Below are 21,785 nucleotides of genomic sequence, written 5' to 3'. Positions count from 1 at the left end.
GTCAAGGTAGCCGTGAGAGGACGCTTACGGAATAACTGCGTATCGATCATTGTTTATATTACATTTAATATAGTTTGTTATTATTCAGAGCTTTGATTTAAAAGAGTAAATACAAATATATTATTATTTTTGTTCACACAAAAACTGTTCAGTCAAATTATATAGGTGGTTAGAAGATAAGTGCATCAACACTAATTCGATGAAAATAGATTTCTGGCTACCAAGTGTAAAAAGTCGACAGATGAATTTTGGGAACGGATCAGAAGAGATTTAAAGTTCTGAGTGCTGGTTGGTATGTCATTTAAAATGGGCGAGGGGTGAACTGTCCTGTATTAAAGTCAGCCTTGTCTGGTTCACCCCTCGCCCAATCAGTCAATATTGGGATGCTAGTAACTTGCTCGACGTAACCTCAGTGCATTCGCAATGACTGATACCGAGGATAAGCTCATGGCTGCAGCTGCAAACATTGGTGAGATGAGAATGCCAAAGAACGGATAGAGCAGACCCGCAGCAACAGGCACACCGGCTGCGTTATAGACCATCGCAAAGAAGAGGTTTTGCCGGATATTGCGCATCGTTGCTTCCGAGAGTTCTCGGGCTCTAACAATCCCGCTCAAGTCACCTTTGACGAGGGTGAAACCAGCACTTTCAATTGCAACATCAGCGCCCGTACCCATCGCAATTCCGACATCAGCCTGAGCAAGAGCAGGGGCGTCGTTGACGCCGTCACCTGCCATGGCTACCTGATGGCCTTCAGCCTTGAGTTCCATAATTAAATTGGCTTTGTCTTCTGGGGAGACATCGGCCCGAATCTCGTCAATGGAAAGTTTATTGCCAACGGATTTTGCTGTTCGTTGGTTGTCACCGGTTGCCATGACGATTCTGAAGCCTTGCTTCTTGAGCGCCTTTAAAGCCTCCAATGTCGTGTCCTTGATCGGATCGGCTACGGAAATGAGCCCGGCAATTCTTCCATCAATAACGACATGCATTACCGTCTCCCCCATATCTCGCCGATCATTTGCTGTTTTATCAACAGCAGAATGATCGATATTGAGAGTCTGAAGGAGTTTACTATTACCTAGGGCAACCGACTTGCCATCCACCTTTCCGGTGACGCCCTGACCGGTTACAGCTTCAAAGTCCTCTGCCTTATCAAGGGACAAGCCGCGCTCCTGAGCAGCACTAACAATGGCGTCAGCCAATGGATGTTCGGATCCTTTTTCGAGCGCCGCAGCGGCAGAAAGAACTTCCTCCTCCTGATAGTCTGATTGAGCGATTACACCTGCTAGTTTCGGTTTACCCTCTGTCAAAGTCCCGGTTTTATCGACGATGAGCACATCGACCTTCGCAAATCGCTCCAGGGCCTCTGCATTTTTAATGAGCACACCAATTTGCGCACCACGACCGGTAGCGGTCATGATTGACATTGGTGTTGCCAAACCAAGAGCGCAAGGACACGCAATGATCAGAACAGCGACTGCTGCGACAAGCCCGTATGACAATGACGGATCTGGTCCCCAGATGGCCCAAGCGACGAAGGCAACTAAAGCAACTAGGATAACAGCAGGCACAAACTTGCCTGCAACCGTGTCTGCAACCTTTTGGATTGGCGCTTTGCTTCGCTGAGCATTGGAGACCATATCAACGATTTGGCTCAAGACAGTATCTTTGCCAACCCGTTTGGCTTGGATAATCAGGCTGCCATTCCCGTTGATTGTTGCTCCGGTTACATCATCATCTGGATTCTTTTCAATTGGAACGGGTTCACCCGAGATCATGGATTCATCAACTGACGATCGTCCTTCAACGACAACGCCATCGACAGGTATCTTGTCACCTGGACGAACTCTCAAGCTCATTCCGACGGTCACATCTTCAAGAGGAACTTCCCGTTCAGAACCATCATCTTCAATAATGCGGGCTGTTTTTGCAGCAAGACCCAATAACGCCTTGATTGCCGAACCGGTTCGTTCCCGAGCCCCCAATTCCAACAGTTGGCCAAGAAGCACAAGTACAACGATGACAGCTGCAGCTTCGAAGTACACACCGACATGTCCCTGTGCATCTCTGAATCCATCAGGAAAAATGTCAGGAGAAATCACTGCGACGACGCTAAATATATAAGCTGCGCTAACACCCATCCCGATCAATGTGAACATGTTGAGAGAACGGTTCACCACAGAATTCCATCCACGAACCATGAAAGGGAAGCCAGACCACAGGACGACAGGCGTTCCAAGAATTAACTCAACCCAAAGAGTAACGCGTTCTCCAATCATTTCTCGGATGAAACCCAAACCAACAAAGGGCCCCATCGTTAGGACAATCAGCGGCACCGTAAGAGCTGCGCCTAACCAGAATCTCTTTTTGAAATCCTGAATCTCGGGGTTTGGCTCGTCATTTTCTGTTGGTATATCCATCGGTTCCAGTGCCATTCCGCAGATCGGACAGGAACCAGGTCCGGATCGTATGATCTCTGGATGCATCGGGCAGGTGTAGCGGCGAGAAGCGGATGACGAAGCGCTGTTTGCAGCAGATGTCTCTTCTTCTGCGGACAATACACTTTCAGGAGCGCTATCGAAATTTCCCTTACATTTTTGGGAACAGAAATAATATGTCTCACTGCCGTACCGCGAGTGTGGCGTATCGGAATCCACAGTGACCGACATACCGCAAACAGGATCGGTTGCATGTTCTGCTTGATCGGACGTTCGTTGATTATGCTGGTGCTTCTTATGATGATGCTCAGACATGGTCTGCTTCCTGCTGTTATGCCTCAATGTCACTGCGGTTTATCAATGTCCTGAGTGATCGTGACTGTGCGCCTTGGCCGACTGGTTTATCCAATTTGACAGGAACCAACGTTCAAAAATGAACACAGAAACAATCATCAAGGTTGCAATGAGAACAATGGATGGGTCGCTTTGCAATTTCATACCGGCGAAAACGAGCAATACGATGATGTCAAAGACAATCGCTGTAAGCATAACAAAGCCGCGTGCACCTATTTCCTGCCGTAGATACTTAAAGCATCCCCAGTGGATGAGCACATCCATGACGAGATAGAAAAACACTCCAAGTGAAGCGATCCGGCTTAAATCAAAAAAGATTGTCAACAGCGCTGCCACGACAACCGTGTAAACAAGCGTGTGGTCTTTAATTGAACCTGACATTCCAAAATGACTGTGTGGGATCATCTCCATGTCGGTCAGCATGGCGAGCATTCTTGAGACAGCAAACACGCTTGCAAGCAAACCGGAGGCCGTCGCAACGACTGCGAGTAGCACAGTCAGATAAAATCCGGTGGGGCCCAATGCAGGTGCTGCGGCTTCGGCAAGGGCATAGTCTTTGGCTTTTATGAGTTCATCCAAGCTGAGGCTTGAGCCAACAGCGAGCGCCACGAGAATATATACGACAACACAAATCAGGATTGAGTACGTGATCGCACGGCCAACATTCTTGTGTGGGTTCACGATTTCAGCACCGCTGTTTGTGATCGTAGTGAACCCTTTGAAGGCTAGAATTGAAAGAGCAATTGATGCAACAAAACCGGCTAATGGAAAGCTCGCGCTGTCGGTTGATGAGGGTTCGAATGAATATCCGCCAACCCACAGAGCTGCAATCGCGAACAACGCAATTCCACCGATCTTCAATGCGGCCATGACCATTGAAAGCAGGCCAACCGATTTGTTGCCTGCTCTGTTGACAGCATATGCAAAAATGATCAGGCAGACACCCAAGACCGGTATAAGAACTTCAAACTCTGTCAGGTCAAAAGCCCGCAAAACATAGGTTCCGAATGTTCTTGCCACCAAACTCTCGTTGATGACCATCGAAAAGGCCATCAGCAATGCTGAGCCACCTGCTATGGCTCCTGGCCCGTATGCTTTTTGAAGGATCATTCCAATCCCGCCCGCTGACGGGAAAGCATTTGACATCTTGATGTAGGTGTATGCACTAAGAGCAGTGACAAGTGCGCCAAACAGGAACGACAACGGGAACCACTTTCCCGCAAGTTCGGCAATTTGTCCCGTCAAAGCAAAAATTCCTGCCCCGATCATAACACCGGTGCCCATGGATATGGCGCCAACGAGCGAAATGCTATTTTTCTTGTATTCTGACTGATGATCCATCTCTGCCTCACATTTGATGTTGTTGGTACGCGATGCCGTTTGCTTCCTGTAGCTCACGTACGTAACGAATGATCCGCGATACCTGTTCCGAACTTACCTGAGGTTGGGGCGGCATATCGCCGAAGGGCCAGTGATGTTGTTTCGCCCCGTTTTGGACAGCTAGATAGAATGCGCGATCTGAATGATGTCCCGGATTGTAAATCTTGTGCATCAGTGGCGGGCCTTGTTCCGTACCGGTTGCATTGCGTCCGTGACAAGCAACACAGTTCATATCGAAAAGCTGTTTTCCTACCATTGCTTCCTTGCTGAAGCTGGGGAGCGCAATCCCGTTATCGGTCAGTTCAAGATCTTTGATGTCATCTTTCCCGGGCAGAAACGAATTCAGGGTCATGGCGATGATCCCTACTGCGAAAAAACCGATGACCAAATACTTTGACCAATTGATTTCTTTTTTCATTTTCATCGGGCCATTATTTGTTGCGTATGCATCGAATTTTCGATGAAAGGTGATGAGGATGTGAATTGAGCAACCTTAGCCAGACTGAGGCTGCCTATAATTTCGCTGAACTAGCCTTGCGATACATGAATTTGTCGGCTAATTGCGCTGCTACCGACATAGGTATCTGGCGACATTTCAAATTTCGAACGGCAGGCATCTGAACAAAAGTAAAATACGTCACCGCCATGAATGGTTGATTTGGCGATACGTGGGTCTACAGTTTGATGACAAACCGGATCCGCGGCGGAATGAGGGTGCTCCCATCGGATGGCCTCAACGTTACCATCCGCTTCGCTCTTATTGCGGGTGTGCTTTTTGTGGCGAAACATGTGGGCACCGCAGCCAAAGCGCATCATCAAAACGATGAAGGCTCCCCAAAGCAACCAACTGAGAATATTTTCCATTTCTCTTTGCCATCCCATAAATACCTTTAAGTCCGACTGTTTTGTATGAAAACAGCATGGTGCCGAATACCGACGCTCAATCTGTACGCAAGCCATCGGCACGCGCAGAAATCAGAACAGTTATTCGCTATTTGTTTGGGAGGATCAGAATATGGGAGGTTGGAAAATCCATGACCGAGATACCGGTTGAAGGGACATTTCTTCTATCCCGTTCTGTACAGGAGAAAACTCGGAAATCGGTAGGATAATCTCGGTAAGGACCGCTGATGTGGAGTGACAAGAAACCTGAGGGCAGCACGAAGTCAGATCATGTTGGTGATCAATGTCGAAATCACTGATTTCTGCAGAATGCGCAGGAAAGGAGCCACTGGACGCGACTGCAATATGGGGAGCAAGCATTATAGTACTGATCCCGACAAGCAGGATCAGTACGGCGCGTATAAGTGCTTGCTGTGCATTCATTGATCAAATTCCCTCTGGGCAGAAGGTAACACATATGCCCCTGAATATCGAGTTACGTTGACCTACCTCAACTATGGGTAAGTTTTTTTTTACCCTGCTTCAGATAGAACCGTTACATCTGCAAACTGATTGTCCGTAATCTCGATTTCCTTGGAGATGTAAGGTTTGATTTCGGAGTATCTGACATGAGCATCGGCTTGCGCCTGATAGTAACGAAAGAGCTCTTTGAGCGGAGCGCCCATGTCTTTGTATGCAGTTAATACTGCGATTAGTGCTCCGAGCGTGAGGTCGCCCTTTATCACCAGATACCCCCCTATTGTGTAAAAGAAGAATGGCGTCATCTGAGATATAAAGTTGTTTAAAGACTTCATGGCGAACTTGTTTTTGTGGATAGAAAGACGAAGATCATGAAGTCGTTTGTATGACCCGTAAATATCCCGAGCACTTGGCTGGTGGTCGTTTGAGATATTCCCGATCTTCTCCCCGAGAACCCTGACTTCTTTCAGCCGCGTTCGAGACAAAGCATTAATTTTCTTTTGAAATCTGGGAATGACAAAAATCTGAAGCGGCAACAGTGCTGTTGCGGCGATGCCCAAGACCAAATCTTGCACGAGCATGAAAGCCAGAATAGTCAGGAACGTGCCACCTTGTAACAAAGGTAATACAATGGACTCCGATGCATACCCAGCTACGGGCTCTACCTCCTGAACAATAACCGGAATTAATTCCCCGCCTCTGGGGGACGGCTTTCGAAAGCTGAATTTTGAGATGTCGAGCCGCAGGCGGCGTGACATGTGTTCTGCCAATGCACCGGATTGCAAATTGACCTGGTATTTCAATCCACCATGTAAGCCAATTGCCAAGAGGAACAGCATGCATAGTGCAAGCAACGTCTGCGTTTGTGACAGTTCTATACCCATATACATGATTGGGAAGTGTCCGGACTCTATGGCATTGTTGATGATTAGCTTCGGTAGTTCGAGACTCATGTAAAGTGCCGGTAGTGACGTTATTGCCAGCAGGCCCAGTTTTAGCTGTCGTTTCCATGATGCTCTGAATATGTACTGCAGGAGCGGTGTTCCGTTCTTTGAGAAGGACTTTTGAGCTTGCCACGCAAGAACAGATTTGCGGCGTTTTAAAAGCCTGTATCCCGTTGCACTGAGAATAATAATAAGTGCAACCGGAACCCCAAACACAACCAAATGGAAGACAAAATGAACCCACCAGTGTGCATCGCTTGATATGTAGTGCGTTAAACGGTGCCCCATATCGTGGACGATTTCCATCATCTGTGTCAGGTTCCTTCAAAAGGTTCGATAAAAACAGACAGGGAGGAAAATCCTCCCTGTCAGATGAAGCTTAGAAAAGAAGGCGGAGACCGGTCACGAGGTAAGTTGCTTCGTAATCCTCGCCGTCGTCTTTTGCAAAGTCTGCGGTTTTGCCAAGTTTGCGTTCATAGGCAACCCCAATGTACGGTGCAACGGCTCGGTCGATTAGATCATAGCTAAGTCGCAGTCCGATTTCTGCGCTTGAAAACCCGCGCCCGACCTCAATTTCGGGATCCTCAGAGAATGCTGCATTCAGCTCAAGCGAAGGCGTGAGGATTAAACGATTGGTCAACAAGCCTTCGTACTCAACATCAAGTCGCGCACTACCGTCTCCGGTTTCGCTGACAAACAGGTCAGCGTCGACTTCAAACCATTGAGGAGCAAGCCCCATGATACCAACCGTTCCATACCAACGATCTGTTGTGCTTGGCGTATCCAGACGAATACCGGCCTTGGCATCAAAGAAGTCACTGATTGGTGTTTGCAAGACCAGCCTGTTCTCGAAGTTTTCGTAAAGGTCGTTTTTGAGATCACGCTCGCCTTCGCCTTGCCAGCGCAGCTTCAACTCATCGGTTCCTACAAATGCGTCACCATCCCAAACAAAGAGATTTTCGTCTTCATCACCTGATCGGTATTCAAACTGCTCCATTTGAATGCCATAGAAGATGTGATTGTCTGCTTTGGCAGTGAACGAGAAGGACAGGATCGTGGCAAGAACACCACCACCAATCGCGGCCAAAGTTAGGGTTTTCATTGTTATTGAACTCCATTCTCAAGTGCTGCGACGGCTGGACCGCCCTCAACAATCACTTTGCGGAACATTCCAGAAGCCATGTGATAGCTCAAATGACAATGGAACGCCCATTGCCCTGGTTCATCAACTTCGGTTTCCGAATAAACAGTCGTGCCTGGATTGATATTGATGGTGTGCTTTACCGGATCCCATTTACCGTTACCGGTATCGAGGATTGACCACATCCCGTGCAAATGCATCGGGTGTGACATCATGGTCTCATTGACGAACTTGAACCGTACCCGTTCGCCATATTTCAAGCGGATAGGTTCTGCATCTTCGTATTTGACGCCATTGATCGACCAAGTATAGCGCTCCATGTTTCCCGTAAGACGCAGTTCAATTTCACGCGTTGCCGGCCGCTCCGGATACAAGGGCTTCTGTGCCTTCAAGTCGGCATAAGATAAGAACTTGCCGCCATTCGCTGCTTTTGGTGTCAAACCACTGCCAGCGGCATAGAAAGGATCATCTTTGGACATCGCCATCTGAGAGTGATCCATCCCGGCCATATTCGAATGGTCCATTCCAGCCATGCTGTTCTCGTTACCACTGCTCATTGAGGAATGGTCCATCCCGGGCATGTTCGCGTGATCCATCCCCATATCAGCCATTGTCAACAACGGAGCGTCCATGCGTCTGGCTGGCATTTCAGCTTTCAGCCCTTCTTGCGGCGACAGCGACCCGAATGCATAACCCGAGCGCCCCATCGATTCCGCCATGATTGCGTAAGGTTTATCTGCGGTCGGCTGAACAATCACATCGTAGGTTTCTGCAACCGAAATGCGGAATTCATCAACCTTGACCGGTTGAACGTTGTTGCCGTCGGCCTGCACAACAGTCATTTCAAGTCCCGGAATGCGGACGTCGAAGTAAGTCATGGCAGATGCATTGATGAAGCGCAGGCGCACACGTTCATTGGCCTTAAACAGGCCTGTCCAGTTCTGCTCTGGTGACTTTCCGTTGATCAGACCGACAAATCCCGGAACATCTTCGATGTCGGTCGGCATCATGCGCATGCTGCCCCAGTCACCACGTTCCGACAACGTCGCACCGAAGCCATTTTCAGAGACATCACTGATGAAATCGCCAAGGGTGCGTTGGTTGCGATTATAATAATCGGGCATCATTTTGAGGTTGCGCAAAATACGTGCGCCGGAATGCGGGTGCTTGTCTTTCAGGACAACCACATACTCCCGGTCGAACTTGAACGGTTCTCGCTTTTTGGGTTCGATAATGATCGAACCATACGCCCCGTCCGGCTCCTGAAAACCAGAATGGCTGTGGAACCAGTAGGTACCGCTTTGCGAGACTGGAATGCGATATGTGAATGTTTCACCAGGCGCAATCCCCGGAAAGCTGATTTCCGGCACCCCGTCCATCTGATAGGGCAAAATAAGTCCGTGCCAGTGAATGGACGTTGCCTCATCAAGATTGTTGGTCACCTTGATGACAGCCTCTTCGCCTTCCTTCAAACGCAAGGTCGGGCCAGGGGAAGACCCATTATATCCGATACCTGTGGTTTTCATTTCACCGGTATCAATTGTAACGTAATCAACAGACAGATCGTAATTCGCCGCATTGGCTGTCGAAGACACAGCAATAGCGGCCAGCACACCCCAAAGGGCACTGCGGGCAAATTTCTGTTTCATTTTTTGAAATCCAAAAAGATCAGGTGCGCCAGAGGCCCAAGGGAGAAAAACCTCTGGCGCAGGAAGGTGGATGACCGATTACTGCAGGCGGACTTTGCCGACCATGCCGCTTTCATAGTGACCCGGGACATTGCAGGCGAACTCAAGTTCCGCTTTCTTGGGGAACGTCCAGATCACCTCAGCCGACTTGCCCGGTTCCAGCAAAACGCTGTTGGGGTCGTCATGCTTCATGGTCATTCCATTCCCCATGTCCATTTCCATCATGTCCATGTTGATCTTGTCGGCCTCAAGCGCTCCATGTTCCATCATCATCATCATTTCTTCCTGATGACCTGCATGCATGGCTGCAGTTCCAATGTTGAATTCGTGAACAAATTCGCCCTTGTTCTCGATAACGAAGCGAACGGTTTCACCGCCCCGGACAATGATTTTTTCCTTGTCGTAGAAATTGTCTTCCATAGTGATTCTGATGGTGCGCCGCACATCGGATATCTCGCCGGGTGCCCCGATTTCCGATGCACCGTCATTATGACCGCCACTATGACCCGCACCCGCAAAGGCAGGTGACTGAAGACCGACAAGCGCGCCAAGAATAAAGGTTGAAACGCTAACGCGACGCATAAGGGAATTCTTGAAGTTGGGCATGTATATGCTCCTAATAGATATTCAGTAAGAAGGCCCTCGTCCCATGTTCAATCACGACAACAGTCTGCGCTGCTGTAATTCAGGCAAAACGCTGTTTCATTCGAGGAACAGTGATTGAACCAGGCAAAGGGATGTTCGGAAAATCTGAAATATCTCAGGAACGCGGAGGCTTGGCTCTAACGTCCAAATCTGCGGAAGTCAAAGTCAGGTCCTGATACCAGTATGTTACCGCAAGCACCGTTGGGCTGGAAGACAGAACACCTTCTACTTCTTTAACGAACGGGCCGCAAACCGCCATACCGCAAAGATCCGCATGCATGTCACGTCGATCATGTTGCGAGCTATCAGAAACATCGATCATGACGCCGTGATGATTGTCATGGCCATGTCCCGAACCTGCTTGCACACCCTCAACCCCCGACAGCAGAACTGTCATGGCTATCGCGATTGCAAGAAAGCAGGAAAGGATGCGCACGGAATGTTCCTTAGTGATGCATTGCAACATACGCAATATCGGGCTCCCCCGGTTTCGTCAAGTGGCAATATTGTGGCAAAGACAGACTATTTCACGAATTTACATCTGCTGCTTGAGCCATCAGCAAGGTGAAAACAATAGATTACTGCATTCGTCGCCATGAAATCACGTTATGCGCTACAGATGAACAACCTGTTGTGCTGAGTTATTCACTAATCTGCGGGTATGACTTGCTAACAATCAATTTATAGATGAAGCACAATCAAATCCTATTAAATGCTGCGTAACCCAACAATTCTCCTAGTCTCTGGATATGGGCACAGAGGTGCAGCAATAGGATTTACTGTAGTTCGATATAGACAGCATCGCATCCTTGGGATAGAAGTAAACCATGCTCAATCGCATCAGGTTTTTGACCATACTTTTGATAGCTGCTTTTGCCGTCGGGACAAGTTTCCAGACGGTCAATGCTGCTGTTATGGAGGTCGGGATGCCGATGGCGGAATTGGCAATGGACAATTGTCAGGATTGTTCTGGCAGCGGCGACAGCATGCCTGACTGCGATATTGCGTGCCCTCAGGTATCAACTATCGCAATTTCGCCTGTACAAGTTGCAATACCTGCACTCGCCTCAGTCGAGCATTTCGGGCCGACAGGCAGCCTTACCGGCCGCTCAAACTCTCCCGATCCATTCCCTCCCAGAACCAACACTCCGAACTGATATCTCCTTAATCCGTTTTGGTTTGAGAATATCAGTGTCATGGGGCATCACCGCGATTTCTCATGACATGCTTCGTGCCCGCAATTTTTATTGTGGGCTTGAGAGCTTCTTCAGACAGGGTTGGAACTCATGTTTTCCGATCTACGGAGCCCAGAATATCGGCCTTGGCCGGTATTTTCTGGCGCAATCGCAATATACGCGAAAGCACGGCTTCACTCAATGGACAGGCAGCAATCTGCTCCTGCCTTGGGCGGCCCGCTTTTACGGGTGCCCGGTCACTGAAGATCAAACCATATAGGACCATTGCGAGCAGGCTTCGTATCACGGTCTGATAGCTCCAACTCCTTGAGAAACATGCATATGAAGAGAAATACCATAGTCGCAGGTCCCGTTTCCCGACGTGCGCTGCTTCACGGTCTCGTGGCGGGTGCCGGGTTCTGCCTGTTGCCCGCAACGGCCTTTGCTGCGGCTAGTAAAAGCACAAGCAGCGCAATCGCTTTTTACGGTAATGCGCTGATCGTGGCACGCGGTTCAGCGCTTCTTTATCGCGATGGGGGCCAAAACTGGACAGCGCTGTCGGAGATGTCGGCAGGCACCATTCTCACACTTGCAACACATCTGGAACGGCCGGACCGCATAATTGGCGGTCTGGATGCCGGCGGCGTCGTTCTGTCTGTTGATGGCGGAAAAAGTTGGAATGTGCGCGGGCAAGGACTGCCAGAAGCTGCCGTCACTGCCATCACAACTGCGGCGACAACCCCAGATACCATATATGCCGCCATTCGTGGTGACGGCTTATGGCAGAGCGACGATGTCGGCCAGTCATGGACGTTTGTCATGGACCGCCCATGGCTGATGGATGCCGAGCGAGATCTGACAGCACTGTCTTCGGTCGATCTGGCAACCGGAATGGGCGGGATCTGGCTATATGCCGGAACCGATACCGGTGTAACGCGTGTGCCGGATTGTTTTTGCCGTTGGCAAGATGTTCAGGCGGGCGATGCCATGGATGCTCTTGCCTCTGGAAAGCCCGCACCTTCCAAAGCACCACTACCTGAGGGTGAACCCGTGAATGCCTTGGTCAGTGCGGCATCGCAACCGGCCACACTTTACGCCGCACTGCCATCTGGAATTTGGCATTCGCAGGATGCGGGTGTCATCTGGTTAAAGCGATCAGAGGTCATCGCAACAGCACTCGCGGTTCATCCGCTGCGCGCCGATGACCTCGCGATTGTGAATGACGACGGGGTTTTACAAAGCCCAGACGGTGGCAGGACATGGACCGCCATCGCGAACATATGATGATGGAGAAACAGATGAGAAAATTTGTGATTTTGACAGGTGTTGCGGCCCTAGCTGTTGCCGGAAGTGCTGCACTTACAATGTTCCCTCCGGGAAAAGGAGAGGCGCAAACGAACGTGAAGGTATCTGGTGAGAGAAGCAAAGCAATCACAATTTATCGGGATCCGAACTGCGGATGCTGTGATGCCTACGGCGAATATCTTGAAACCAATGGATATCAGGTTACCCGTGTCGATGATCGCGATTTCGACAAACGATCCGTTGCCGCCGGTGTCCCGAAGCAAGGGCTGGGCTGCCATTTGGCCGAGATTGACGGATATGTCGTAAGCGGGCTGGTTCCCGCTGAGATCATTGAACGGATGCTTGATGAACGCCCGGAAATAACGGGTATTACGCTGCCCGGCATGCCACCGAACGCGCCGGGCATGGCACGTGAAAAAACCGGAACGCTGAAAACCTATGCGTTCGGAGAGGACGGCATTGCCGTTTACGCCAATGAATGAGTGTTTTGGACAGATGATGGATGGTTCGATGATGGGTGGCCCGATGATGATGCTGATGATGGCAGGAGGCGGTCTTGTGTTTCTTCTGATCCTTGCGATCCTGATCATGAGTGTTCTCGCGTTGTTTAAATATCTGCGGGGCAGGAAATGATCGCTGTATCGCCTAGATCATTGGTCACCGGATTAATGGCTGGCGTCGGCATGGCTTTGTTGTCCGGGGTAGCGGATGCTGGATCAACGCCCGAGAATCTGACTTTTCTGGAAAAGCCGATCACTCCGGAACAGATTGCACTGGGCAACGATGTCTATGCTGAATTCTGCGCATCGTGCCATGGTGCAAATCTTGAGGGGCAGAAAAACTGGAAGCGCCGCCTTGATACCGGGCGGATGCCTGCGCCGCCGCACGATGCCAGTGGTCATACATGGCGCCATAGCGATCAGGAACTGTTTGCGATCACCAAGTTCGGGGTTGGCGCTGTCGTGCCGGGGTATGAGAGCGATATGCCTGCATTTGAGGATGTGCTGAGTGATGAGGAGATCATCGCGGTACTCGGTTATATCAAGAGTGTCTGGTCGGACGAGGAACGTGCATTCCAGCACAATCTGAATCCTAAAGACGGGAGGGCGAAATGAGTGCAGTCCCCAAAGAACATCGCCCGCAAAAGCACTTCAACCGGCTGATCTATTTTCTGCCGCTTGGCATCGCCTTGATATTGGGTGTGGCCTTGGGGAAGGGATTGACTCTTGATCCCAACACACTCCCCTCGGCCCTGTTGGACAAACAGGTCCCCGAATTTGACCTTCCGCCGGTAAAAGGCCGGATGCAAGGTTTGTCGAGTACGGATCTCAGAGGTGAAGTGTCGCTGGTCAATGTTTTTGCCTCCTGGTGTGTCGCGTGCCGTGAAGAACACCCCGTGTTCATGAAACTGGCCCGCGACGGCACCGTTCCACTGCATGGTCTGAACTATAAGGATCAGCCTGACGACGTTGCAGAATGGCTCGATAGCCTTGGCGATCCCTACACGAGAACCGGCGCGGACATTAACGGGCGTGTGGCAATTGACTGGGGCGTCTATGGCGTCCCTGAGACCTTCGTTGTCGATGCAAAAGGGAACATTGCTTACAAGCATGTCGGGCCGGTAACGGAAAAAGTGTTGGCCGAGACCATTCTGCCAAGGGTCGAAAAATTGCGTAATGAGGCCTCAGGTGCCGGAACTGCGGAGGCACCTCGATGAAGAGCCTCTTGGTGTATATGAACCTGAAAGTGGGGTTTGCCGCTGGCATCATACTGGTGGTTGTTACCACATTGACCATAGTTTCGTTACGCAACGAGAAGAATGTCACCGATCAGGCAGCGGACAATGTAAGGCAGAGTCAACAGCGCTCGTTTGTCATGCATGATGCTCCCCGGCCTCTTCCCGAGTTCGGGTTCGAAAACGTCGAAGGTCAACCCATGACATTGAGTGATTTCGAGGGAACGGTCGTCTTGCTGAATGTCTGGGCTACTTGGTGTGTTCCATGCCGGGAGGAAATGCCGACTCTGGATGCCCTGCAGGCCGAACTCGGCAGTTCGGAGTTCAAAGTCGTTGCCTTGTCGATCGACCGGGCCGGAGTGGATGTCGTGCAGGATTTCTATACCGAAATCGGTATCCGGAATCTGGACTTCTTCATCGATCCAACCATGAAAACCACGACGGCTCTGGGTATCCCCGGTTTACCGATGACGCTTCTGATTGACAGGAACGGCCGCGAGCTTGGTCGACTTGTCGGACCGACCGAATGGGCGACAGCAGAGATGATAAAATTTCTTGAAACCCACATCTACACCGATTGAGGAAGGATCCCCTATGACTGAAATACAACGGACCAAATCCGGCAATACCTCGCTTGGACATGACGTGGTTCATGCCGTTCGATACTACCTGAAGGGACGTCGCGGTTTGCTCGTGCTGGCAGGAACCGCACTTGTCGCCGGACTTGCATTTAACTGGAGCTGGCTGGTTGCCGCCGGCATCGCGCCTTTGCTCCTCTCCGTTCTGCCGTGCGTAGCGATGTGTGCGCTGGGTTTATGCATGAACAAAAAGGCCTGTTCATCGCAAAAGAGCACCGGCGATATCGCCCCTTACACCGATGAAATCCCGAAAAACAGTCTTCCCGGCAATGAGGCCGGAAGGTCCCCGGCTGCATCAGGCGCAAATATAGCGTCTTTAACTCCGCAGTAGGGACATGAGTCCGCAACCGAAAGGAATGTTAGAGATGCGTAAATCAATCAAACTCACCGCGTTTGCCACAATGATGGTCGCGGGACTGGCGACAACAGCCCTATATGCCCAGGAAGCCCAAACTCCGGACAAGCAATCCCCGATGATGGAGCATGATGGCAATTCAGGCATGGGGGATATGCAGGGCATGATGGGTATGATGGGTATGATGAAGATGATGAGCCAGATGGGGCCGATGATGGAGCAGTGTACTGAAATGATGGCTGCTATGACCGATCACATGCCGAAATCTTCCGACAAATAACATCGTGACATGACACCCGCCCGGGACAAATACCCGGGCGGGATTTTCCACGGGATCGTTTCATGACATCGCATAATTTCAACCGGTTACGTTTCATCCGATCCCTATTGTGGGGGATGGTTGTCCTTGCTGTACTGCTCTTTGGCGGCGCATATATCTTTCAGGCTTCCGACCGCAAGCAGATGTCGTCGGGGGCCGAAGGGACGGGAGAAGCCGCCATTCACTCTGATTTTTCCTTGACCGATCATCAGGGAAACCGTGTGACCGAAGCAAGCTTTCCGGGGCGTTGGCAACTTGTCTTTTTTGGTTTCACACACTGCCCTGATGTTTGTCCGACCACACTTGCCTATATGGCAGATGCGCTTGACCAAATGGGGCGTGAAGCCGAACTCGTTGCACCGATATTCATTAAAATTGATCCGGCACGCGATACACCTGACGTCATGGCGGAATATGTCGAGGCCTTTCATCCGGCCCTGATCGGGTTGACCGGCAGCGAAAAGGATGTTGCCGCAGCCGCCGAAGCCTTCCGGGTCTATTCCGAAAAGCTGGACGACGATACCGCACCGGACGGCTATTTGATGGCCCATTCCGGGCATATATATCTGATGGCACCGGATGGCCGTTACCAGACTGTCTTTCGGGAAGGAGACCAGCCGGCAGAAGACATGGCAATCCGGGTTCTTGCGATCATGAATGGGAATACAATATGAAAAGAACAGCCATCGCCCTCGTCATGACCTTGCTATCAGCACTACCGGTTTCTGCCGGAAACCTTGTCGAAATATCTGACGCCTGGGCACGTGCCACGATTCTGACATCCCGTCCGGGTGTGGCATATCTTACGATCACAAGTGCTGCGACCGACCGCCTTCTGGAAATCACCACAGCTGTGGCCGACCATGTGATGATACATGATGTCGTCACGGTCGATGATGTTCGCCGGATGCGACATGTCATGGCTCTGGATGTTCCGGCCAACCGCCCGGTCACTCTGGCGCCGGGGCAATGCATCTCATGTTGACGGGATTGCATGAAAAACTCCGTGAAGGTGAGAAGTTTCCCATGACATTGCGCTTTGAAAACGCAGGCGAGATTAGCATTGACGTCGCCATTCTTGGCATAGCTGCCGCCGGGCCGCAGGGGGAAACAGAATGATCCGGTGGTTGTTTTTGATCCTGGCGTTGACGGCCTCACCTGCTTTTGCGAATCATCCCGGTGAAGACCTTGACGAGGTGATGGCGGATAAAGAGCCATATTTTGAGGTGACAAACACCGGAAAGGTTCCAGAGATAGAACTTTTCAACCAAAATCAAGGTCGCTTTAATTTGAGCGACCTTGATGATCAGATACTTATTTTAAGTTTTGTGCCAAGGGATTGTGGTGCAGCCTGTGCAGAACAGCAAACCCTACTGGCGTCCTCTCAGGCGAGGCTGAATATTAGCCCGATGCGGGAAATGGTCACGTTCATTACCGTTCATTCCGAAGATTTTTCAGATACTCCTTCTTGGGATCTGGTGAACTGGCGGCCTGTTATGCCGTCTTCGGATATCAGTGCTGTAACTGTTGCCGATAAATTCGCCAAATTGAGCCAGCGTGACGGGTCTGCACCGATGATTCATATTATCGATCGGAATACCCGCCATGCCGGTATTTTTCACGGCACGAGTTTCAATCAGATGAATCTGATCCTTTACGTGAACGGATTGACAAACGCTGCCCACCCCCCAAAGCCGCCTGTTGAAAAGGGGTGGCTGGATCAGTTAACAGACTGGTTCTCAAAAGTAGGAAAAGAGCCCTGAACAAAGATAGGCTTAGCACTGTTTGGTTAGCTGACCTTCCTGTTCTCTGAATACTTGGTTCCTGATTTTACGGAATACAGATTAATGCCTGAACTTTCCAATATCGGCATAATAAGCGCGTTCGCCGCAGGCCTCATCTCGTTTCTCTCGCCATGCGTGCTGCCTCTGGTTCCCGGATATATCTCCTATATCGCGGGTGGTGCCTCTCTTTCGACCAGAACGGAGGCAATCCGAGTTGGTCGATTGTCATCTCTTGGTTTCAGCCTGTGTTTCGTTTTGGGCTTCACCACGGTTTTCGTCCTTCTGGGGGCCAGTGCAACAGCACTTGGTCAGTTCCTGCTCGGATACCGGTTCGAGATGAATCTGATTGGTGGCGGCATTGTCATTCTGTTCGGGCTGTTCATGCTGGGAACGCTCCGTCCGGCGTGGATGATGCGGGAAGCGCGCTTTCATCTTGATCTGCCTGGTGGGCGTGTGGTTTCGGCATATACTCTTGGACTTGCTTTTGCGTTCGGCTGGACGCCGTGTATCGGTCCTGTTCTCGGCGCCATTCTGACCGTCAGCGCCGCGTCGGCAACGGTCAGCGATGGTATTGCATTGCTGACCATATATTCCGTGGGGCTAGGTGTGCCGTTTCTCCTGGCGGCACTGTTCACCGAGAGCCTGTCTGCCAGATTGAAATCCATAGGGCGTTTCGGGCGGTTCCTTCGTGCCGCGGCGGCCTTGATCATGATTGTCATGGGCGTGGCCATGGTGACCGGTTATATGTCCGCCTTTGCGTTCTGGCTGCTGGAAACATTTCCTGTTCTGTCGTCTATCGGCTGATCCCGCCTGTCCGGAAGAATTCTGTTGACCTTCCTTTTGCTGGATAGCGTAGCCTTTAACCTCGATATGAAGGAGGTGCAGAATAATGTCTTCCGAAACCGACCCATTGGAGCATGTCATTTTACATGCTTTCAGATATGCCTGCTGGCAGGAAAGGCTTGATATTGCCGAATTCATGCTGGCAGCACTTGAAAAACTTGATCAGGAGCATACGGACTATGTCTCCGAGGATCGTCCGTTGATGGATGCGTACCGCGATTTGACGTCTAGCCTGTAACATCGCAAGAATTGATATCTTGCTTCTTTCACTTCCGGCATTGCCGACATCAAATGCTGTTGTCCTAAGTGCATGACAGTGCCTCCAGCACAGGACATTCCGGTACGTCTTCTCCCGAACATCGTGCAGCCGTCTCCGCCAAGATCTGTTCGATCCGTTTCAGGTCGGCGATTTTTACGCGCACGTCAGCAAGATGGCTTTCCGTACGCTGTTTGACCTCCGAGCAAGTTTGCAGCTCACCATCCATGAGATCAAGCAATCCCCGGATATCTTCAATCGAAAACCCCAGTTCGCGGGCGCGCAGAATGAACCGCAACCGGGAAACATGTGCTTCATCATACAGCCTGTAACCCGCTTTGCTGCGTGGCGGATCGGGCATCATGCCGGTCTTTTCATAATAGCGGATGGTTTCAGGGTGACAGCCCGTCACCTTCGTCAGTTCGGCACGTTTCAATAGCCTCCCGGAATTGTGATCGTCCATAAGGTCAAAACCCTCTTGAGCCTGTAGCAACTACAGACTGTAGCTTGGATCAGGAACGAGCTTGAGGCAAATCACATGAACGATATCAAACCGGACCCTTTATCGCCCGATGACGGGAAACAGGCAAAAAGAGGTCTGCTTGCGGCTGGCGGTGTGACCGGGGCCATTCTTGCATCGGCCTGCTGTGTCGCACCACTCCTGCTTCTGATGCTGGGTGTATCCGGGGCCTGGATCGGCAATCTGACGGCCCTTGAACCTTACAAACCCCTCTTCGCGACGGTGGCACTGATATTCATCGGGCTGGGGTTCTGGCAGGTCTATTTCAAGACAAAACCGGCGTGCGACGAAGGATCTTACTGCGCCCGCCCCGAATCCGCCCTGATCACCAAATCCGTCCTGTGGTTCTCAACCGTGCTGGTGGGGCTGGCCCTGACAATCAACTGGTGGGCATCGCTATTCTATTAGGAGAAATCGACATGAAACGAACAGACATTATCGTGGCTGGGGCATTTGCTCTGGGACTGGCTGCCATGCATCCGGGAGGTCTTCTTCCGACTGCGGCACAAGCAGCCAGTGCCACATCGCAGGCTGAACAAACAACCGTTTTCGACATCGAAAACATGACCTGTGCCCTGTGTCCGGTAACGGTTAAAACCGCAATGGAAGCTGTCACCGGCGTAGCGGCAGTCGAGATCAATTTCGATGCCAAAACCGCAACGGTCATCTTCGATCCATCCGTTGCCAGTGATGAAACCATTGGGACCGCTTCGACAAATGCCGGTTATCCGGCCAGGGCGCGGGATTAAACATTGCACCACAACACCATTTTCAAAACCGGGGTCACCGGAACAATTGTTACCGCGATCTGCTGTTTTACGCCCATCCTCGTTGTCACGTTCGGGGCCTTCGGCCTCTCGGCATGGCTGGGCTGGATCGACTATGTCCTCATACCCGGATTGATCCTGTTCATCGCCTTGGTGCTTTACGGCTATCGGCAACGCAACCGGGCACGCATCTGCTGCAGCACCGATACGCAACCGGTCCCACACAAACCAGCCTCCCGGAAAGGGGAACGACATGAATGATTGCTGCACGCCCCGCAAACAGGGTCAGGAATATGATCTTGCTGTCATCGGCGCGGGCTCGGCCGGTTTTTCGGCGGCGATTACGGCCGCTGAACAGGGCGCAAGGGTCGCACTTATCGGCAAGGGGATGATTGGCGGCACATGCGTCAATGTCGGGTGCGTGCCCTCTAAAACCATGATCCGGGCCGCAGAGGCCGTGCATGGTGCCGGGGCGGCAGCGCGGTTTCCCGGCCTTGCCGGCAACGCCCATGTTGCCAACTGGCGGTCGCTGATCAAAGCCAAGGATGAACTGGTTTCCGGTTTGCGTCAGAAGAAATATATCGATCTGCTGCCCGAATATGATGGCATCAATTATCTCGAAGGGGATGTTGTATTTAATGACAGCGGTCTTCTGCTTGACGGCAAAAAGCTTGTTGCAAGAAAGACAATCATTGCAACCGGCACATCCCCGTCATTTCCCGATATTCCGGGCATTGAGAATGTCCCTTGTCTGACCAGCACAACGGCACTTGAACTTGATCAGCAGCCACAATCACTTCTCGTGATTGGCGGCGGATATATCGGTTGTGAACTGGCTCAGATGTTTGCACGGCTCGGCAGCTCGGTTACGCTGGTGACACGGTCACGGCTTCTTCCCGAAGCAGAACCGGAAATTACTGCATCGCTCACTCAGGAGTTAAGGAATGAAGGGGTATCCGTTCGCACGGGCCTCACCTATGAGCGGGTTGAACGGAAGAATGATAAAACGGAACTGACCATTAACGTTGATGGCCAGGCTGAGGTTCTTTCTGCTGAACATATCCTGGTAACGACGGGCCGTAAGCCGAATACAAACGGATTAGGACTCGAAACGGCCGGAATTGAAGTAAATTCGAATGGCGGAATTGTTGTGGACGCTTATATGCGGACAACGCGTCCCGATGTATATGCCGCGGGCGATGTGACCGGACGCGACCAGTTCGTTTATATGGCAGCTTACGGAGCCAAACTTGCGGCACTAAATGCCTATAACCATGACGAACGGACATATGACAACACAACGATGCCTTGGATTGTCTTCACCGATCCACAAGTTGCAGGAGTAGGTCTCTCCGAGGTTCAGGCACAGAAACGGGGCTTTGTGGTCAAGACATCTGTCGTACCGCTTGATCAGGTGCCCAGATCACTTGCCGCCCGTGATACACGCGGTTTGATAAAACTCATTGCAGATGAAGCAACTGACCGCTTGCTGGGCGCTCAGATACTGGCACCCGAGGGCTGTGACAGCATTCAGACAATGGTCATCGCCTTACGTTTCGGCATGACTGCAAAAGAACTTGGTGACACGATCTTTCCGTATCTGACGACCGTCGAGGGACTGAAACTTGCCGCCCAGGGTTTTGGCAAGGATGTTGCCAAACTGTCTTGCTGTGCCGGGTGATGCCATGTGGCGATAATGAGGAATTTGCAATCGTGACACCGGACCTGTTCAATCTGACCGGTCTTGCTTTTGGGCTGGGTTTGCTGGGGTTTATCGAACCCTGCACGATTGGCGCACACATGCTGTTTCTGAACAGCCAGTGCGACCGTCCAATGCGTAGGCGGATCGGAGCCTTGTCAGCATTCATGCTCGCACGCCTGTTGGTCATGGGCGGTTTCGGTGGTGTGACCGTGATGTTGGGACAACGCATGATCGGAGTTCAGACCAACGTATGGCTGGTGTTCGGGGGGATCTATATGGTCATCGGGATTGTCTTCCTGTCCGGTGCAGGCAGACGGTTGCTTCAGCGTATCCGCATAGCACCGGATGGTTGGCGGGTTACGCGCAACCCGTGGGTTCAGGGCATTGCGTTCGGCCTGAACATTCGTAAGCGTCCCCTCACGGCTACCTTGCGG

The 21,785-nt window shown here is 51.2% G+C and carries 27 protein-coding genes and 2 pseudogenes; 19 read left to right on the top strand and 10 right to left on the bottom strand.

The window, feature by feature from the left end; translation table 11 throughout:
• Window positions 1-386: 386 nt before the first annotated feature.
• The 9 genes from TH25_RS23740 to TH25_RS23700 form a co-directional block, all read right to left on the bottom strand.
• Complete coding sequence (locus tag TH25_RS23740) at window positions 387-2,753, bottom strand: heavy metal translocating P-type ATPase (RefSeq protein ID WP_101270193.1); 2,367 nt, start codon at window positions 2,751-2,753, stop codon at window positions 387-389.
• Between the two features lie 42 nt (window positions 2,754-2,795).
• Entirely contained in the window at window positions 2,796-4,133 is a 1,338-nt protein-coding gene (locus TH25_RS23735) for an APC family permease (RefSeq protein ID WP_102785557.1), read from the bottom strand.
• A 7-nt stretch (window positions 4,134-4,140) separates the two neighbouring features.
• Window positions 4,141-4,590: a c-type cytochrome gene (locus tag TH25_RS23730; RefSeq protein WP_114090730.1), complete on the bottom strand. Its 450-nt coding sequence runs from the start codon at window positions 4,588-4,590 to the stop codon at window positions 4,141-4,143.
• A gap of 110 nt (window positions 4,591-4,700) precedes the next feature.
• Window positions 4,701-5,036, bottom strand: a complete 336-nt coding sequence (locus TH25_RS23725) for a YHS domain-containing protein (protein WP_220151496.1) — start codon at window positions 5,034-5,036, stop codon at window positions 4,701-4,703.
• 551 nt (window positions 5,037-5,587) lie between these two features.
• Window positions 5,588-6,787 carry an ABC transporter ATP-binding protein gene (locus TH25_RS23720; RefSeq protein ID WP_022733250.1) on the bottom strand — a complete coding sequence of 400 codons (1,200 nt, stop codon included), beginning with the start codon at window positions 6,785-6,787 and terminating at the stop codon, window positions 5,588-5,590.
• Between the two features lie 70 nt (window positions 6,788-6,857).
• Complete coding sequence (locus tag TH25_RS23715) at window positions 6,858-7,580, bottom strand: copper resistance protein B (protein WP_114090728.1); 723 nt, start codon at window positions 7,578-7,580, stop codon at window positions 6,858-6,860.
• Between the two features lie 2 nt (window positions 7,581-7,582).
• Window positions 7,583-9,268 (bottom strand): copper resistance system multicopper oxidase, encoded by a 1,686-nt coding sequence (locus TH25_RS23710; RefSeq protein WP_114090727.1) that lies wholly within the window; start codon window positions 9,266-9,268, stop codon window positions 7,583-7,585.
• Between the two features lie 78 nt (window positions 9,269-9,346).
• Complete coding sequence (locus TH25_RS23705; protein ID WP_114090726.1) at window positions 9,347-9,913, bottom strand: cupredoxin domain-containing protein; 567 nt, start codon at window positions 9,911-9,913, stop codon at window positions 9,347-9,349.
• Between the two features lie 154 nt (window positions 9,914-10,067).
• Window positions 10,068-10,424 carry a hypothetical protein gene (locus TH25_RS23700; protein WP_147253087.1) on the bottom strand — a complete coding sequence of 119 codons (357 nt, stop codon included), beginning with the start codon at window positions 10,422-10,424 and terminating at the stop codon, window positions 10,068-10,070.
• A 355-nt stretch (window positions 10,425-10,779) separates the two neighbouring features.
• Between TH25_RS23700 and TH25_RS24820 the strand changes: the two genes are divergently transcribed.
• The 14 genes and pseudogenes from TH25_RS24820 to TH25_RS23640 all read left to right on the top strand — a co-directional run bounded on the left by TH25_RS24820 (window position 10,780) and on the right by TH25_RS23640 (window position 18,344).
• Window positions 10,780-11,109, top strand: coding sequence for a hypothetical protein (locus tag TH25_RS24820; RefSeq protein WP_147253086.1), 330 nt, complete (start codon window positions 10,780-10,782; stop codon window positions 11,107-11,109).
• Window positions 11,110-11,469: 360 nt separating this feature from the next.
• A complete protein-coding gene (locus tag TH25_RS23695; protein WP_114090724.1) occupies window positions 11,470-12,411 on the top strand; it encodes a WD40/YVTN/BNR-like repeat-containing protein in 942 nt (313 codons plus the stop codon).
• On the top strand, window positions 12,387-12,914 hold the full coding sequence (locus tag TH25_RS23690; RefSeq protein WP_217351202.1) for a DUF411 domain-containing protein: 528 nt from the start codon (window positions 12,387-12,389) through the stop codon (window positions 12,912-12,914). The genes TH25_RS23695 and TH25_RS23690 overlap by 25 nt, the downstream gene beginning before the upstream one ends.
• 13 nt (window positions 12,915-12,927) lie before the next feature.
• On the top strand, window positions 12,928-13,065 hold the full coding sequence (locus TH25_RS25180) for a hypothetical protein (protein WP_156518939.1): 138 nt from the start codon (window positions 12,928-12,930) through the stop codon (window positions 13,063-13,065).
• A complete protein-coding gene (locus tag TH25_RS23685) occupies window positions 13,062-13,547 on the top strand; it encodes a c-type cytochrome (protein WP_254424286.1) in 486 nt (161 codons plus the stop codon). Before TH25_RS25180 ends, TH25_RS23685 begins: the two co-directional genes overlap by 4 nt.
• Window positions 13,544-14,149 carry a DsbE family thiol:disulfide interchange protein gene (locus tag TH25_RS23680; protein WP_114090723.1) on the top strand — a complete coding sequence of 202 codons (606 nt, stop codon included), beginning with the start codon at window positions 13,544-13,546 and terminating at the stop codon, window positions 14,147-14,149. The genes TH25_RS23685 and TH25_RS23680 overlap by 4 nt, the downstream gene beginning before the upstream one ends.
• Window positions 14,146-14,748 (top strand): TlpA family protein disulfide reductase, encoded by a 603-nt coding sequence (locus tag TH25_RS23675; protein ID WP_254424287.1) that lies wholly within the window; start codon window positions 14,146-14,148, stop codon window positions 14,746-14,748. The genes TH25_RS23680 and TH25_RS23675 overlap by 4 nt, the downstream gene beginning before the upstream one ends.
• Window positions 14,749-14,761: 13 nt before the next feature.
• Window positions 14,762-15,136 carry a hypothetical protein gene (locus tag TH25_RS25175; protein WP_174710307.1) on the top strand — a complete coding sequence of 125 codons (375 nt, stop codon included), beginning with the start codon at window positions 14,762-14,764 and terminating at the stop codon, window positions 15,134-15,136.
• Between the two features lie 34 nt (window positions 15,137-15,170).
• Window positions 15,171-15,440, top strand: coding sequence for a hypothetical protein (locus tag TH25_RS23665; protein ID WP_217351203.1), 270 nt, complete (start codon window positions 15,171-15,173; stop codon window positions 15,438-15,440).
• A gap of 62 nt (window positions 15,441-15,502) precedes the next feature.
• On the top strand, window positions 15,503-16,153 hold the full coding sequence (locus TH25_RS23660) for an SCO family protein (RefSeq protein WP_165791924.1): 651 nt from the start codon (window positions 15,503-15,505) through the stop codon (window positions 16,151-16,153).
• Window positions 16,150-16,598 (top strand): annotated as a pseudogene (locus tag TH25_RS23655) (copper chaperone PCu(A)C). Before TH25_RS23660 ends, TH25_RS23655 begins: the two are co-directional and overlap by 4 nt.
• Window positions 16,595-17,242, top strand: coding sequence for a thioredoxin domain-containing protein (locus tag TH25_RS23650; protein WP_101270203.1), 648 nt, complete (start codon window positions 16,595-16,597; stop codon window positions 17,240-17,242). The pseudogene TH25_RS23655 and the gene TH25_RS23650 overlap by 4 nt, the downstream one beginning before the upstream one ends.
• An 84-nt stretch (window positions 17,243-17,326) precedes the next feature.
• Window positions 17,327-18,067, top strand: coding sequence for a cytochrome c biogenesis CcdA family protein (locus TH25_RS23645; RefSeq protein ID WP_062959159.1), 741 nt, complete (start codon window positions 17,327-17,329; stop codon window positions 18,065-18,067).
• Window positions 18,068-18,152: 85 nt separating this feature from the next.
• Window positions 18,153-18,344, top strand: a complete 192-nt coding sequence (locus TH25_RS23640) for a hypothetical protein (RefSeq protein ID WP_062959158.1) — start codon at window positions 18,153-18,155, stop codon at window positions 18,342-18,344.
• A gap of 64 nt (window positions 18,345-18,408) precedes the next feature.
• Here the strand turns inward: TH25_RS23640 and TH25_RS23635 are convergent, their stop codons facing one another.
• Window positions 18,409-18,798 carry a MerR family transcriptional regulator gene (locus TH25_RS23635; protein WP_473243532.1) on the bottom strand — a complete coding sequence of 130 codons (390 nt, stop codon included), beginning with the start codon at window positions 18,796-18,798 and terminating at the stop codon, window positions 18,409-18,411.
• Between the two features lie 102 nt (window positions 18,799-18,900).
• On the opposite strand from TH25_RS23635, the gene TH25_RS23630 reads away from it, so the two are divergent.
• From TH25_RS23630 to TH25_RS23610, 5 genes and pseudogenes are all read left to right on the top strand, one after another.
• Window positions 18,901-19,290, top strand: coding sequence for a mercuric transporter MerT family protein (locus TH25_RS23630; RefSeq protein WP_062959156.1), 390 nt, complete (start codon window positions 18,901-18,903; stop codon window positions 19,288-19,290).
• 11 nt (window positions 19,291-19,301) lie between these two features.
• The gene (locus TH25_RS23625; protein WP_101270208.1) at window positions 19,302-19,631 is read left to right on the top strand and encodes a heavy-metal-associated domain-containing protein; all 330 of its coding nucleotides are present in this window, start codon (window positions 19,302-19,304) and stop codon (window positions 19,629-19,631) included.
• 3 nt (window positions 19,632-19,634) lie between these two features.
• Window positions 19,635-19,910 carry a mercury resistance system transport protein MerF gene (merF, locus tag TH25_RS23620; protein WP_101270210.1) on the top strand — a complete coding sequence of 92 codons (276 nt, stop codon included), beginning with the start codon at window positions 19,635-19,637 and terminating at the stop codon, window positions 19,908-19,910.
• Window positions 19,903-21,330, top strand: a complete 1,428-nt coding sequence (gene merA, locus TH25_RS23615) for a mercury(II) reductase (RefSeq protein WP_101270212.1) — start codon at window positions 19,903-19,905, stop codon at window positions 21,328-21,330. Before merF ends, merA begins: the two co-directional genes overlap by 8 nt.
• A gap of 32 nt (window positions 21,331-21,362) precedes the next feature.
• Window positions 21,363-21,785 (top strand): annotated as a pseudogene (locus TH25_RS23610) (hypothetical protein); the annotation flags it as partial.

Source organism: Thalassospira profundimaris, from assembly GCF_003326755.1.
Taxonomy (GTDB): Bacteria; Pseudomonadota; Alphaproteobacteria; order Rhodospirillales; family Thalassospiraceae; genus Thalassospira; species Thalassospira profundimaris_B.
Note: the sequence above shows the minus strand (reverse complement) of the source record. Positions and strands in the feature narration are given on the sequence as shown.